11 protein-coding genes are annotated in these 14,810 nt (G+C 74.8%); 4 read left to right on the plus strand and 7 right to left on the minus strand.

The genetic code is table 11. The features are described 5' to 3' along the window. Positions 1 to 16: 16 nt before the first annotated feature. The 3 genes from QBL21_RS17095 to QBL21_RS17105 all read right to left on the minus strand — a co-directional run bounded on the left by QBL21_RS17095 (position 17) and on the right by QBL21_RS17105 (position 5,678). Complete coding sequence (locus QBL21_RS17095; RefSeq protein WP_407563064.1) at positions 17 to 778, minus strand: aminoglycoside adenylyltransferase family protein; 762 nt, start codon at positions 776 to 778, stop codon at positions 17 to 19. Positions 779 to 815: 37 nt separating this feature from the next. Beyond that, on the minus strand, positions 816 to 2,180 hold the full coding sequence (locus QBL21_RS17100; RefSeq protein WP_407563065.1) for a family 43 glycosylhydrolase: 1,365 nt from the start codon (positions 2,178 to 2,180) through the stop codon (positions 816 to 818). 216 nt (positions 2,181 to 2,396) lie between these two features. Beyond that, complete coding sequence (locus QBL21_RS17105; RefSeq protein ID WP_407563066.1) at positions 2,397 to 5,678, minus strand: family 78 glycoside hydrolase catalytic domain; 3,282 nt, start codon at positions 5,676 to 5,678, stop codon at positions 2,397 to 2,399. 242 nt (positions 5,679 to 5,920) lie between these two features. On the opposite strand from QBL21_RS17105, the gene QBL21_RS17110 reads away from it, so the two are divergent. The 3 genes from QBL21_RS17110 (at position 5,921) to QBL21_RS17120 (ending at position 8,906) form a co-directional block, all read left to right on the plus strand. Further along, positions 5,921 to 6,754: a DUF1206 domain-containing protein gene (locus QBL21_RS17110; RefSeq protein ID WP_407563067.1), complete on the plus strand. Its 834-nt coding sequence runs from the start codon at positions 5,921 to 5,923 to the stop codon at positions 6,752 to 6,754. A 77-nt stretch (positions 6,755 to 6,831) separates the two neighbouring features. Further along, a complete protein-coding gene (locus tag QBL21_RS17115) occupies positions 6,832 to 7,194 on the plus strand; it encodes a hypothetical protein (RefSeq protein WP_407563068.1) in 363 nt (120 codons plus the stop codon). A gap of 77 nt (positions 7,195 to 7,271) precedes the next feature. Continuing rightward, the gene (locus QBL21_RS17120) at positions 7,272 to 8,906 is read left to right on the plus strand and encodes an MFS transporter (RefSeq protein ID WP_407563069.1); all 1,635 of its coding nucleotides are present in this window, start codon (positions 7,272 to 7,274) and stop codon (positions 8,904 to 8,906) included. Positions 8,907 to 8,931: 25 nt separating this feature from the next. Here QBL21_RS17120 and meaB read toward each other — a convergent pair whose 3' ends face one another. The 3 genes from meaB to QBL21_RS17135 are packed head-to-tail and all read right to left on the minus strand — an operon-like array spanning position 8,932 to position 13,910. Next, positions 8,932 to 9,909, minus strand: coding sequence for a methylmalonyl Co-A mutase-associated GTPase MeaB (meaB, locus tag QBL21_RS17125; protein ID WP_407563070.1), 978 nt, complete (start codon positions 9,907 to 9,909; stop codon positions 8,932 to 8,934). Positions 9,910 to 9,921: 12 nt separating this feature from the next. After that, a complete protein-coding gene (gene scpA, locus QBL21_RS17130; RefSeq protein ID WP_407563071.1) occupies positions 9,922 to 12,099 on the minus strand; it encodes a methylmalonyl-CoA mutase in 2,178 nt (725 codons plus the stop codon). Then, positions 12,096 to 13,910, minus strand: a complete 1,815-nt coding sequence (locus QBL21_RS17135) for a methylmalonyl-CoA mutase family protein (RefSeq protein WP_407563072.1) — start codon at positions 13,908 to 13,910, stop codon at positions 12,096 to 12,098. Before QBL21_RS17135 ends, scpA begins: the two co-directional genes overlap by 4 nt. A 64-nt stretch (positions 13,911 to 13,974) precedes the next feature. Here QBL21_RS17135 and QBL21_RS17140 point away from each other — a divergent pair, with 64 nt between their 5' ends. Next, positions 13,975 to 14,187, plus strand: coding sequence for a hypothetical protein (locus QBL21_RS17140; RefSeq protein ID WP_407563073.1), 213 nt, complete (start codon positions 13,975 to 13,977; stop codon positions 14,185 to 14,187). A 52-nt stretch (positions 14,188 to 14,239) separates the two neighbouring features. On the opposite strand, the gene QBL21_RS17145 is transcribed toward QBL21_RS17140, so the two are convergent. Continuing rightward, complete coding sequence (locus tag QBL21_RS17145) at positions 14,240 to 14,740, minus strand: SRPBCC family protein (RefSeq protein WP_407563074.1); 501 nt, start codon at positions 14,738 to 14,740, stop codon at positions 14,240 to 14,242. Between the last annotated feature and the right edge of the window lie 70 nt (positions 14,741 to 14,810).

Consider the following 14,810-nt stretch of genomic DNA (forward strand, 5'->3'; position numbering starts at 1 on the left):
GGCCCGCGTGCGCCGGTCAGGACCGCGACAGCTTCCCGATCTCGGCGACCACATGCTCCGCGTGCGGACGGACCCGCGCCTTCAGCTCCTCGCTCCAGCTCTCGTCCGCGTACCGGCTGCCGAGATAGAGCCGCCGCGCGTGCTCCAGCACCGGCCGGTGCTCCGGCGGCAGCCGGTCGAGCGCCCACGCGGCGGCGGCGTCCTTGGGGCGGATCTCCCCGGTGGCCAGCGTGCTCCAGATCCGCGCCAGGGTGAGCAGGACGTTGCGGGTGTCGTCGTCCAGCTCCGCCAGCAGGTCCGGGACGCCCGCGGCGGCGGCGCGGGCCACGTCCTCGTACGGCACCGGATCCAGCACCCGCGCGGGCGGCGGGCCGGCCAGCGGGTGGTCGCCGGCCCGCACCATCGTCAGCACGATCGCCAGGTCCGCCATGGCCGCCGGCCCCGGCGGGCCGCCCGCCTCGAACTCCTCGCGCAGCCACTCCCCGTAGAGGAAGTCGCACACCGGCGGGTAGCGCCACGGCCGGACCGCGGACTCCGCGACCACCGTCAGCTCGACCGGGCGCAGCCCGCCGGTGGTCCCGGAGATCCGCAGCAGCCCTTCGAGCAGCGCCTGCCGCTCGTCCATCGCCAGCGACCTGCGGGCGACGACGAGGACGTCCACGTCACTCGCGGGGCGCAGCCCGCCGAGGACGGCGGAGCCGTGCAGGTAGGCGCCGACGACCTCGGGGCCCAGCACGTCGTCGACCAGCGTCATGACCTCGCGCACCTGATCGTCCATCGGACCAGTGTCGGCCATGGGCGCCCGCCGCCCTGACTCAGGCGATCTCGATGCTGTCCAGCTCGGCGAAGAACGCGCCCTTGCCGAGGCGGACGGTGTTCCAGCCCTCGCCGAGCTGGACCTGCGTGTCGACCGTCGTCCAGTTGTCCCAGCCGGTGAACGGGTAGTTCACCGCTCCGGCCGCGGCGCCGTCGACCGTCAGCGTGTGCGTCGCGGGCACCTGCGCGGAGCCGTCGAGGGAGCCGTTGCCGTAGCGGACGGACAGGGTGTGGGCGCCGGCCGAGGGGGAGAAGACGGTGAACTCCACATAGCTGTCGGGGAAGTCGATGTGCCCCACCGCGCGGCCGTCGAGGGCGCCGGCGGCGTCGCGGACGGCCGCGTTGTGCACGGTGGCGTTCTCCGCCTGGTAGAGCACCTTGCTGCCGTCCACGACCGGGTAGCCGTTCGCCCAGCCGATGCCGGCCGCGTACATCGAGCGCCGCGAGTGGTCGGCGCTCCAGCCGTGGAAGAGGATCCGGTCCCGGCCGTCCGGGCCGGTGACGACGTCCTGGCCGCCGGGGCCGATGACGGCGCCGCCGAAGGTGTCGGTGGTCATCAGGGGGTTGAACGCCTTGGTGTACGGGCCGGTGAGGCTGTCGGCGACGGCGTAACTCGTCTTGTAGCGATCGCCGTCGTAGAAGTCCGCGGAGTACAGCAGCACGTACCTGCCGCCGCGCTTGACGAGCGTCGGCGCCTCGATGACGTTGCCCTCCCAGGCCCGGTCCTGGCGGATCAGCCGCGTCGCAGCGCCCGTGGTGGCGGTGCCGTCGGCGTTGACGGGCTGGAGGTGCAGCCAGGTGTCCTGGTTGCAGCAGTTGCCGTCGTTCTTCCACAGCATGTAGCGCTGCCCGCCCTCGGTATAGCCGGAGGCGTCGATGGCGCCGCCCTGGTCGGCGGGGCAGACCAGTGGGCCGTCGCCGGCGGGCTCGAACGGGCCGGCGGGGGTCGCCGCCAGGGCGACGCCGATGCACTGCTTGTCGCTGGCCAGGTCGCGCGCGGTGTAGTGCATGGTGAAGCCGCCGCCGTTGTCGAAGACCTCGGGCGCCCAGACCAGGCCGCTGTTCGGCGCCGCCCAGGCGCCGAGCCGGGGCAGCACGTCGGCGCCGTCCTGCGACCAGGAGGCGAGGTCGGTGGAGGTGGCGTGCTGGATGTTCTTGCCGGCGCCGTTGGTGGCGTAGGCGTGGTACGTGTCGCCGGCCTTCACGATGTCGGGGTCGGGGAAGTTCGCGTCGAGCACCGGCGGGCCCGGCGCGGCGGCGGGCCCGGGGCCGGCGGCGGCGGACGAGCCGGGGACCAGGAAGGCGGCGAGAGCGGCGAGAGCGGCGGCCGCGGCGGTGGCGGAACGGGGGAAGCGCGGGGACACGGATGCTCCTTTCCGGGAGCGGACTCCGGGCGGGCGGCGCGGGGCCGGCCGCGGTGGGGGGTGAACTGCGCGCTATTACATCGTTGCAATCGTCGCTCACGGTAAGGAGCCGCACCGGAGGTGTCAACGACGGCGGCGAGGGCGGGCGTTGCCGGGGCGGCGGCGGTCGAGCGCCGCCGCCCCGTGTCACTGAATGGTTTCAATCCCGGGGTGCCGTCACGGCTTCCCGGTGAACGTCCACGAGCCGTGCGGCACCCGGTACACCGCGAAGCCGGGCCCGGTCCGTACGAACTCCGCCCCCTCCGGCTCCCGTACGTCCGCGCGCGAGGCGCTCGGCACATGCACCTCGGCCGTCGACCCCACCGGCACCCGGACCTCCAGCCGCACCGTCGCGTCGATCCGCGACCACGACACGGCGGCGGGCCCGCGCACCGTGTGCAGCTCGGTGCGCGCCCAGTCGACGCCGGCGCGCGCGTCCGGGCGTACGGCGAAGGTGCGGTAGCCGGCGTCGCCCGGCCGCAGTCCGGCCACGTTCTCGTACAGCCACTGCACGACCGTGCCCTGGAAGTAGTGGTCCCGGGAGCGCGAGTCGAGCTGCCACATCTCCCACATGGTGTCGGCGCCGTTGTCGAACCAGTAGCCCCAGCTCGGGTACGTGCGCTGGGTCGCGATGGCGTGGGCCACCTCGCCGTGGCCCTCGGCGGTCAGCGCCCGCAGCAGCACGCTGGTGCCCAGCGCGCCGGTGTTGAGGTGGTTGCCGCGCTCCTCGATGTCGGCCAGCAGGGAGGCGGTGACGCTCGCCCGCGCCCCGGGCGGCACCAGGCCGAAGGCCAGCGGGATGCAGTTGCTGGTCTGCCGGTAGTCCGGGTCCCTGGCCGTGCGGTAGTGGCCCTCGGGAGCGAGGAACTCGGCGTTCAGCGCCTCCTTCAGGCCCCCGGCGGCGGCCAGGTAGCGGTCCCGGGTGCCGCCCTCGCCCGCCAGGTCCGCCATCGCCGCGGTGTCGGCCAGCGCCCGGTGCAGGTACGCGGTGGCCGTCAGCCGGGTGTCCTCGGGCGGGTTGCCGCCGTAGCCGGGCGGCAGGTAGTCGCCGAGCGCCGTGACCGCCAGGCCGTCCACCAGCCGGTCCAGCTCCCAGTCCAGATAGCGGATGAGCGCCGGCAGATGGTCGCGTACGACGCGCTCGTCGCCGTACACCCGGTACATCTCCCGCACCAGGAACGGGTAGACCGTCGTCCACTCCGGCGAGGGCGCGAGGTCGCGGTAGCCCCAGCCGCCGCTGGGCACGATCACCGGCACCTGCCCCTCGGCGTTCTGGCTGTCGCGGAGGTCGTCCAGCCACTTGCCGAGCATCCGGTGCATGCCCAGCGCGTACATCATCACGGGCGCGCCGACCTGCGCGTCGCCGGTCCAGCCGTTCTTCTCGTACATCGGGGTGTCGGTGGGGATGCCGTGCAGGTTGTTCTGCACGGTGCGCCGCATGGCGCGCTCCAACTGCTCGTAGAACGGCTCGGAGCAGCGGAACGTCCCGGTGCCGGCGACCGGCGTGTGCACCACCCGGCCGAGGAAGCCGCCGGGGTCCGGCTTCGCGGGCAGGCCGCTGACCTGCACGTAACGGAAACCCTTGTAGGAGAACTTGGGCTCCCACACCTCCGCGGACCCGCCGCCCGCGCAGACGTACTCGTCGGTCTGGAAGCGGCCCGGCACATGGCCGGTCTCGGCGTGCACGCTGCCGTCGGCCTTGAGCTTCTCGCCGTGCGCGAGCCGCACGGTGGTGCCCGCCGGGGCCCGTACCGAGAGCTTCGTCCAGCCGGCCAGGGTGCGGCCCATGTCGACGATCCAGTCGTCGCCGTGCGCGGTGACGGCGACGGGCCGCACGGTGTCGACGACGCGGATCGCGTCGTGCGGCTGGGCGCGCAGGGTGCCCCCGGGCGGATCCTGGCGGGCGGGGCTCGACCAGGCGGCGTCGTCGAAGCCCGGCTCGGTCCAGCCCGCGGGGTGCTCGCGGGCGTCGTAGGTCTCGCCGGCGTAGAGGCAGTCGGAGCGGGTGGGGCCCTCGGTCAGCCGCCAACTGCCGTCGGTGGCCACGGTGGTACGGGCGCCGCCGGGGTGCTCGATCTCCAGTTGGGCCAGCAGGCGGGGTTCGCCGTGCCACGGCGGGGTGTGCCAGTTCCACACGTTGGGCGTGGTCATGCCGAAGAAGCCGCGCCCGAGGGTGACGCCGATGGCGTTGGCGCCCCGGGCGACGAGGTCGGTGACGTCGTGGACCGCGTAGAACACGGTCTCGTCGTAGTCGGTGAAGCCCGGGTCGAGGACCTGGCTGCCGACGCGACGGCCGTTGATCTCCGCGTCGTAGTAGGCGAGCCCGCTGATGTACAGCCGGGCGCGCCGCACCGGCCGGCCGACGGTGAACTCCCGGCGCAGCAGCGGCGCGGGCCGTACCTCGGCCGGCACCTGCGCGCCGCTGCCCCAGGGGCCCTCGCCGTACGGGGCGAGCACCGCGGCCTCCGCCCACGCGCCGTCGTCGAAGCCCGGCTGCTGCCAGCCCTCCTGCTCCTGGTCGGCGCACCGCCAGCCGGGCCCGGTGACCAGCTCGGTGACCTCGTCGCCGGTGTGCACCGTCAGGCGTACGAGCAGACCGCCGGGGTTGACCGAGGCGCCGCCGCGGTTGGTGGCGCGGACGGCGACGACCACCCGGCCGTCCGCGGCGCGGACGCCGTCGGTGACGTCGGCCGGCCGGCCGGTGCGCCAGCCGTCGGTCTGCTGCGGGGCGTGCAGCACCTGCGTGCCGCCGAGGAAGAGGGTGAAGTCGTCGTCGGCGGTGGCCACGATCTGCGCCGCCGACACCTCGGCCCCGGCGGGCAGTTCGAGCGCGGCGCGGAACCAGACCGGGCCGGCCGGGGCGTTCTGCGGGGTGGCGCCGGGCGCCCAGATCCACGACGCGCCCGCGAAGCCGGGCGGCTCGGGCGCGGCGTCGGCGCCGATCCAGTGGCCGCGCCAGTCGTCGGACGCCAGCGCGGTCTCCCACCAGCTCCACCGGCTCCAGGCGGACCGCCGGCCGCGGCCGTCCCAGACCCGCACCTGCCAGTGGTAGCGGGTACGGGTCTTCAGCGCCGGCCCGCCGTAGGGGACGCCGACGGTCCGCGCCGAGTCGACGCGGCCGGAGTCCCACACCGCGGGCCCCTTGCCCCCGGGGTCGAGGCAGACCCGGACCTGGTACGCGCTCTGCCGCGCGCCGCTGCCCGGCGCGGACAGCTCCCAGCTCAACCGGGGTTCGGCGACGTCGGTGCCGAGCAGGGCGGGCGCGTACTCGACGGTGGTGCGCTCGATACGCAGCCCCGCCCCGCGGCCGTCCCCGCCGTCCCGGCCGGCCGCGGCCGCGGGGACCGCGCCCTGGCCTAGGCCGATGACGCCGGCTCCCGCGCCGGCGGCTGCGGAGGTGCGCAGAAAGGCCCGCCGGTTCCATGCACTTCCGTTGATCGTCTCGCGCTCGTGGCTCATCGCACGTCCCTTGGTTGATGAGTGGCGTGTCCGACTCAGGAAATTGAAACGTTTCAATATCTCCCCGGAGATCCTAGATCGCACCGGACGGACACCTCAAGAGGCGTGCAGGAGGGATTGGGCCCGGAGCGGCCCGCAGACCACCGCCGGGACCCGGATTCCGGGACCCGGCGGGCGGGGACCTGCGTTTCCGCCCGTTCTTCCTGGGCAGCCGCGCAGCCGGACCGAAAAGGAGACTGACGATGCAGGCGGCAACATCGACGGCGCGGGGTCGCAGGACGATCCGCAAGGCGGCGGACAGCAAGGCGGTGGAGTGGGGCGCACGGGCCGGGCTCGTCGGCCGCGGCGTGCTCTACCTGCTGATCGGCGCGCTCGCCGTCCGGGTGGCGTTCGGCGAGGGGAAGCGGGAGGCGGACCGCAGCGGCGCCGTCGGCGAGATCGCCGCGCAGCCCGCCGGCGGGTTCCTGCTGTGGACGCTGGGCGCGGCCCTGGTGGGCATGGCGGTGTGGCGGCTGTCCGAGGCCGCGTTCGGCGCCGCCGGGCCCGGCGGGCACAAGGCGTCGAAGCGGGCGCTGTCGGGCGCACGGGCGGTCTTCTACGGCTTCGTCGCCTACTCCGTGCTCGCCTTCGCGGCCGGCGAGAAGGGCAACACCTCCAGCGACCAGCAGAGCCGGGACATCACCGCCCGGGCGCTCGAACAGCCCGGCGGCAAGTGGCTGGTGGGCATCGCGGGCGCGGGCATCGCGGTGGCCGGTGCGGTACTCGCGGTGCGCGCCGCGATGCGCTCGTACCGCAAGCACCTGCGCGTGTCCCGGATGTCCCGGCGCACCCGCCGGCTCGTCGACGTGACCGGGGTGGCCGGCGGCATCGCGCGCGGCCTGGTCGTGGGCGCCATCGGCGTGTTCGTCGCGCGGGCCGCCCTGGAGTACGACCCGAAGGAGGCCAAGGGCGTCGACGCGGCGCTGAAGTCCTTCGCCGACACCGCGGCGGGGCCGTGGCTGCTGGCCCTCGTCGCCGTGGGCCTGGTGCTCTTCGCCCTGTTCTCCTTCGCCTGCGCCCGCTGGCGCCGGGTCTGAGGAGAACCGGTCCGGGGAGAACCGTGGCGACGCGGGCGGAGGGACCGACGCGGCAGGTCACGGCTACGATGCCGACAATGGACGTATACCTTCAGGCCCTCAACTCCCTGCTGGACGAGTCGGACGACCCGCACGCGAGCATCGCCGTGACCCTGCACCTGGGCGGCGGCGCCCTGCACGGGCACCTGATCAGCCACCGCGCCTGGCGTGAGGCGTGGCTGGACCAGATCCACGAGTCCGATCCGGCGGTCGCCGCCTTCCTCAACACCGCGCTGGCGGCGCTGCCCACCGACGCCGGCGACCCGGACCCGTCGGCGGCGCCCTACCTGCACCTGCGCGACGTCACATACCTCCACGGCACGGAGAACGCGGAGACGTCACTGTGGCGCGGCCCGGTGTCCGCGGTCTCCGGCTGGTCCCTGACCCAGCCGCGCCTGTGAGGTCCGCCGTCCGACCGGGCCGCTGATCGCGCACAACTCCGTTGCCCGGTGCGCGCGGCTCCGGGAGTATGACCGCCATGACCTCCGGAGCCCCTCGGCAGCGGACGGCCCGACGGCAGGCGGGTCTCGTGCTGTCGGCCTGCGTGCTGGCCTCGTCACTGGTGGGCATGGACAGCCTGATGACCACCGTCGCGCTGCCCGCCATCGCCGCCGACCTCGACGCGGGCATGGCGGTGCAGCAGTGGATCGTCGCGGCGTTCCTGCTCGCCGTCGGCAGCCTGATCCTCGTCGGCGGGGCCCTCGGGGACGTCTACGGCCGGCGCCTCGTCTTCGCCGTCGGCACCGCCGGGTTCGGGGCCGCCGCGCTGGTGTGCGCGCTGGCGCCGAGCGCCGGGGTGCTCGTCGTCGGCCGGCTGGCCCAGGGCGCCGCCGCCGCGCTGCTGCTGCCCAGCGTGCTGGCCGTCATCACCGGCGCCTTCGACGAGGCCGGCCGCTCGCGGGCGATAGCCCGCTGGTCCGCGTGGAGCGGGCTGTCCGTCATCGCCGGGCCCGTCGTCGGCGGGCTGCTCATCGACGCGCTGTCGTGGCGGGCGGTCTACTGGCTCGAACTGCCCTGCGCGGCCGTCGTCGTCGCCCTGATCCTGCGCGCCACCCCGCCCGGCGACGGCACGGCCGGCGCCTCCGTCGACCTGGCCGGCGCCGCGCTCGCCGTACCCGCCGTCGGCGGGCCGGTGTTCTACCTCATCCAGGCTCCGCACGCCGGCTGGGGCGACCCCCTCACCCTGGCCGCCCTCGTCGTCGGCGTCGCGTCGCTGGTCGCGTTCCTGGTCTGGGAGCGCCGCGCCCGCGACCCGCTGCTGCCGCCCGCGCTGTTCCGGATCAGGGCCTTCGCCGCCATCAACGCCACCACGTTCGTCCTCTACGGCGCGCTCATCTCCTGCGGCACGTACACGATCCTCTTCCTCCAGGAGAACCTCGGCTACGGGCCCGCCCCCGCCGGCATCGCCGGCGCGGTGCCGATCATGGTGCTGTTCGTGCTCTCCGGGCGCTTCGGCGCGCTCGCCGACCGGTACGGCGGCCGGCCCTTCATCGCCGGCGGCTCGCTGCTCGCCGGCCTCGGCATGCTCCTGCTGCTGCGCGCGGACGCCGGCACCTCGCTGTGGACCGTCGTGCTCCCCTCGGTCCTGGTGCACGGTCTCGGCCTGGCGATGCTCGTCGCGCCGCTCACCTCCGGAGTGATGTCCGCCGCCCCCGCCGACCGGGCCGGCGTCGCCTCCGGCATCAACAACGCCATCGCCCGGATCGGCAGCATGATGGCCATCGCGGTGCTCGGCGTGGTCATCTCCGTGCGGTTCTCCGCCGGGCTCGACGACGGCCTCGCCCGCGCCGGCATCGACGCGCCGGCCGACGCCGTCATGGACACCGCGCGCGAACGCCCGCTGTCCGACGAGCCGCCCGCCGCGCTCCCGGCCGCCGAGCGCGCGGCGCTGGAGCCCGTGCTCGCCGACGCCTCCGCGTCGGCGTTCCGCACCGGGGCCGGGGTCGCCGGCGGGCTGGCGGTGCTGGCCGGGGCGGTCGCGTGGGTCGGCTACCGCGACCCCAAGGCGGCGGCGTACGACGCCGCCGGCACCCTCGGCTGTCCGCTCACCGGCGCCCGCGACCACGTCGGAGCCCCGCCGATCGGCTCGCGGGCCGGACAGCCGGCGGCCTGACACCGCCGCACCGGCCCGGGCCCGGTCAGCCGCCGAAGGCGTCCAGGATCCGCTCCGCCGCCCGGGTCGCCGTCAACTCGCCGTCCCTGACCCGCTGTTCCAGCTCCGGAGCCAGCGCACCGACCGCCGGGTCGGCGCGCAGCCGGCCCAGCAGCTCCTCGCGCACCATCGTCCACGTCCAGTCCACCTGCTGATCGCGCCGCCGGGCGGCCAGCCGCCCGGTGGACTCCAGCAGGTCGCGGTGGCGCTCCAGCCGTTCCCAGACGGTGTCCAGCCCCGTCGCCTCGCGCGCGCTGCAATGCAGCACGGGCGGCGTCCAGAACGCGCCCCTGCCGTGCATCAGCCGCAGCGCGCCCGCCAGTTCACGCGCCGCCGCCCGGGCGTCGCGCTCGTGCGGCCCGTCCGCCTTGTTGACGGCGATCACGTCCGCCAGCTCCAGCACGCCCTTCTTGATGCCCTGCAACTGGTCTCCGGTACGGGCCAGGGTCAGCAGCAGGAAGGAGTCGACCATGTTCGCCACGGCCGTCTCGGACTGGCCGACGCCCACGGTCTCCACCAGCACCACGTCGTAGCCCGCCGCCTCCATCACCACGATCGACTCGCGCGTCGCCTTCGCGACCCCGCCGAGCGTGCCCGCGGTGGGGGAGGGGCGTACGAAGGCGGCCGGATCCACGGCCAGGCGCTCCATGCGCGTCTTGTCGCCCAGGATCGACCCGCCGGTGCGGCTCGACGACGGGTCGACGGCCAGTACCGCCACCCGGTGCCCGAGCCCCGTCAGCATCGTGCCGAAGGAGTCGACGAACGTCGACTTCCCCACCCCGGGCACGCCGCTGACCCCGATACGCCGGGCGTTCCCGCTGTGCGGCAGCAGCTCGGTCAGCAACTCCTGGGCCAGCGCGCGGTGCTGCGGCCGGGTCGACTCCACGAGGGTGATCGCGCGCGCGACGAGCGCGCGCTTGCCGTCGAGGACGCCCTTGACGTACGTGTCGAGATCGATCGCCACCGGCTCACCCGCTCACGCGGCGTCGTGGCCGAGCCCGGCGGCGAGCTGCGCCACCAGGTCGTACGCGGCGTCCGGGATCACCGTGCCCGGGGGGAACACCGCCGTCGCACCCATCTCCAGCAGCGTCGGCACGTCCTGCGGCGGGATCACCCCGCCCACGACGACCATGATGTCCTCGCGCCCCTCCTCCGCCAGCGCCTCGCGCAGCGCCGGCACGAGCGTCAGGTGCCCGGCCGCCAGCGACGACACCCCCACGATGTGCACGTCCGCCTCGACGGCCTGCCGCGCCACCTCGTCCGGGGTCTGGAACAGCGGGCCGACGTCCACGTCGAAGCCGAGGTCGGCGAAGGCCGTGGCGATCACCTTCTGCCCGCGGTCGTGCCCGTCCTGGCCCATCTTGGCGACCAGGATGCGCGGGCGCCGGCCCTCCGCCTCCGCGAAGTCGCCCACCAGCGACCTGGTCCGCTCCACCGACGGCGACTCGCCCGTCTCGTTCCGGTACACACCGGAGATCGTACGGATCTGCCCGGCGTGCCGCCCGTAGCTCTTCTCCAGCGCGTACGAGATCTCGCCCACCGTCGCCCGGGCGCGCGCGGCCCGTACCGCCAGCTCCAGCAGGTTGCCCTCGCCGCCGGCCGCCCGCGCCAGGTCGTCCAGCGCGCCCTGGCACGCGGCCTCGTCGCGCTCCGCGCGCAGCCGCTCCAGCTTCGCGATCTGCTGGGCGCGTACCGAGGAGTTGTCGACCTTCAGCACCTCGATCTGCTCGTCGGACTCCACCCGGTACTTGTTCACGCCGATCACCGGCTGCCGGCCGGAGTCGATACGGGCCTGGGTGCGCGCCGCCGCCTCCTCCACCCGCAGCTTCGGGATGCCGGCGTCGATCGCCTGCGCCATGCCGCCGGCCTGCTCGACCTCCTCGATGTGCTGCCAGGCCCGCCGCGCCAGGTCGTACGTCAGCCGCTCCACGTACGCGCTGCCGCCCCACGGGTCGATCACGCGGGTCGTACCGGACTCCTGCTGGAGCAGCAACTGGGTGTTGCGGGCGATGCGGGCGGAGAAGTCCGTCGGCAGCGCCAGCGCCTCGTCCAGGGCGTTGGTGTGCAGCGACTGCGTTTGGCCCTGGGTGGCCGCCATCGCCTCGACGCACGTGCGCGTCACGTTGTTGTAGACGTCCTGCGCGGTCAGCGACCAGCCGGAGGTCTGCGAGTGGGTGCGCAGCGACAGCGACTTGGGATTCTGCGGGTCGAAGCGTTTGACGAGCTTCGCCCACAGAAGACGTGCCGCGCGCAGCTTGGCGACCTCCATGAAGAAGTTCATGCCGATCGCCCAGAAGAACGACAGCCGCGGCGCGAAGGCGTCCACGTCCAGGCCTGCTTCCCGGCCCGCCCGGATGTACTCCACGCCGTCGGCGAGGGTGTACGCCAGCTCCAGGTCGGCCGTCGCGCCCGCCTCCTGGATGTGGTAGCCGGAGATCGAGATGGAGTTGTAGCGCGGCATGTTCCGGGAGGTGAAGGCGAAGATGTCGGAGATGATCCGCATCGACGGCTTCGGCGGGTAGATGTAGGTGTTGCGGACCATGAACTCCTTGAGGATGTCGTTCTGGATGGTCCCCGCCAGCTTTTCCGGCGGCACCCCCTGCTCCTCGGCCGCGACGATGTACAGCGCCAGCACCGGCAGCACCGCGCCGTTCATCGTCATCGACACCGTCATCCGGTCCAGCGGGATGCCGTCGAAGAGCCGGCGCATGTCGAGGATCGAGTCGATCGCCACGCCCGCCATGCCGACGTCGCCCGTCACCCGCGGGTGGTCGCTGTCGTAGCCGCGGTGGGTGGGCAGGTCGAAGGCGACGGACAGGCCCTTCTGGCCGGCCGCGAGGTTGCGCCGGTAGAAGGCGTTGGACTCCTCGGCGGTGGAGAAGCCCGCGTACTGCCGGATCGTCCAGGGGTGGTTGACGTACATCGTCGGGTACGGGCCGCGCAGGTACGGCGCGACGCCCGGATAGGTGTCCAGGAAGTCCAGGTCCTCCAGGTCCTGCCCGGTGTACAGCGGGCGCACGGCGATGCCCTCGGGCGTCTCCCAGCCCAGGTCGTCGCCGTCGCCGCCGCGCTTGACCGCGGCGCGCCACTCGTCGGTCCCGGCCGCGGGGGCCGGGGTGCCCAGTTCGATGTCCGAGAAGTCGGGGACGGTCATCGGGCCACTCCCATGCGGTCGAGTGCGTCGGTCAGCACGGCCACGGCGTCGCAGCCGGCGAAGACGTAGGTGTCGGCGCCGTCGTACGGGCCCGGGCGTCCGGCGAGGTAGACGTGCCGCGCGCCTGCCGCCCGCAGTTCCGCCGCGGCGGCGGCGCCCTGCTCCTCGTACACCGCGTCGCCGGAGCACAGGCACGCCTCGCGCGCCCCGCTGTCCGCGAACGCGCCGTCGGTGACGGGCTCGACGCCGCCGGCCCGGAACAGGTTCGCGGCGAAGGACAGCCGCGGGGTGTGCACGGCGGCCGGGCCCAGCGCGGCGAGGAAGACCCGCGGCCGGGCGCCGGTCGCGGCCAGGTGCGCGTCGGAGCGCGCCCGCAGCGCCTCGAACGCCTCGTCCCTGCGCACCCGCGGCAGTCCGCCGGACGGCGGCTCGGGCGCGGGTTCGCGGACGACGGGATGCTCGGCCAGGTCGGGGAACTCGCTGACGCCGGTCACCGGTTCGCGTCGCCTGGCGAGCTTCGTACCGCGCTCCGCCCAGGTCCGTGCCAGCCGCTCGGGGACCATCCCGGAGCGCAGTGCGGCGGCCTGGCCGCCGGCCCGCTCGATCTCCTGGAAGAACGCCCACCCGGCGTGGGCGAGTTCGTCGGTCAGCCGCTCCACGTACCAGGAGCCGCCCGCCGGGTCGATGACCCGGGCCAGGTGCGACTCCTCGACGAGGATGGCCGAGGTGTTGCGCGCGATGCGCCGCGAGAACGCGTCCGGCAGGCCGATCGCGTGGTCGAAGGGCAGCACGGTCACCGCGTCCGCGCCGCCGACCCCGGCGGCGAGGGTGGCGACCGTGGTGCGCAGCATGTTCACCCACGGGTCGCGGCGCGTCGCCATCACCGGCGAGGTCACCGCGTGCTGGCGCTGCGCCCCCGCCGCGGGCGCCCCGCAGACCTCCGCGACCCGCGAGAACAGCCGGCGCGCGGCGCGCAGCTTGGCGATGGTCAGGAACTGGTCGGCGGTGGCCGCATACCGGAACTCCAGTTGGGCGCACGCCTGCGCGGTGCTCAGCCCCGCCGCGGTCAGCTCCCGCAGATACGCGACGGCCGTGGCCAGCGAGCAGCCCAGCTCCTGCGCCGCCGACCCGCCGGCCTCGTGGTACGGCAGCGCGTCCACGGTGACGGCCCTCAGGCCCGGGTGGCGCTCGGCGCACAGCCGGGCGAGGGCGGTCAGGGCGGCGGTGTCCCCGGGCAGTCCGGTACGGGCCTCGTGGCCGAGCGGGTCGGCGCCCAGGCCGCCCCGGGCGGCGTCGGGGGCGACGCCGCGCTTCTCGTACAGCCGCAGCAGTTCGCGCGCGGCCGGCTCGGTGTCGGCGCCGGCGTCCAGGACGACGGGCGCCAGGTCGAGGTAGACGCCCTCAAGGACGCCCTCCAGCGCCGCCACGGGGATGCCGCCGGCCCCGCCGACGACGAGCCACAGGGAGCCGACGCCGTTCTCCAGGTCGCCGAGCACGGCCTCCGCGTCGGCCACCGCGTGCCGCTGGCGTACGTCCCAGCCGCCGGCGGCGTTCCCCTCGGCCCGGCCACCGCGCACGAAGGGCGCGAAGCCGGGCAGGCCGGGGTCCGGTGCGCGGTGGCGCGCGGTGTAGAGGGGGGGCGTGCGCAGCCCGTCTTCGAGCGCGGTGGACAGCAGCGCCTCGGCCTCGTCGCCGGCTACTTCCTTGCCGGACTTGCGCAGCACGCCGGCCACCAGGTGCTGCCACTGCTCGTGCGACGCGTCGGGGAACTCGGTCGCGAGGGAGAGCCCGTCATCGGGCAGGACGGTCATGGACGGATGCTAGCCAGATCGGCTGAAGGATGGGTAAGTCCGCGGGTGTGACCTTGTCATCTTCATGTCCCGGCCGCGCACGGCCCCGGGGCGGGCGCGGTCCTGCGCGCGTGCGCCCCGGGGCCCCGGTCCGTACGCCGCCACCGCCCTGGGCCCCGTCCCCCAGCCCCTGACCCGCACCGCCACCGCCTGCGCCCTGGCCGCCTGGACGGCGGTCACCGCGCTGCTCCTGCACCACCGGGCCACCGCACCGGCACGGATGGCGGTACGCCCGTAGCCGCCCGCGCCCGCTGCCGGCCGGCCGGCGACGTTGCGCGGGGGAGCGGCCGTCAGGGGGAGCGGAGCAGATCGTCGAGCACGCGCGCGAAGAGCCGGCGCGCGGTCCACGCCACCACGGGATCCAGCGCCCGCGGCACTCCCCGCACCCCGATCTCCTCCCGCCACACGGCCCGCACCGGCCCGGGGGCGCCGTCCCCGGCATTCCCGGCGTCCCCGGCGTCCGCGCCGTCACCGGTGTCCGCCTCCGGGCCGTGCACCTCGATCTCGGCCCACCCGCGCACCACCCGCCCCCGCTTGACCAGCCGGCACCGCCCCGCCGCCCGCCCGGCCCCTGGCGGCGACCACGCCACGACCTCCATCGGATCGTCGAAGCCCACCGCGCCCACGCCGGTGCGCGCCGTGAACCGCGCCCCCACGCCCTCCGCGGGCACGGAGACACCGGTGATCCGGGTCAGCGGGACCCGCCCGACGTGCGCCGGCCAGTCGGTCAGCCGCTCCCAGACCGCCACCGCCGACGCATGCACCGTGCGTTCCACCTCGAACAGGGCCATGCCTCCAGGCTAGGCCGCCGCCGGATACCCTGCCGGATGCCGGAGCGCGCAGGGCTCCGCGGGCCGGAGG

The organism is Streptomyces sp. 184, from assembly GCF_045781775.1.
GTDB lineage: Bacteria > Actinomycetota > Actinomycetes > Streptomycetales > Streptomycetaceae > Streptomyces.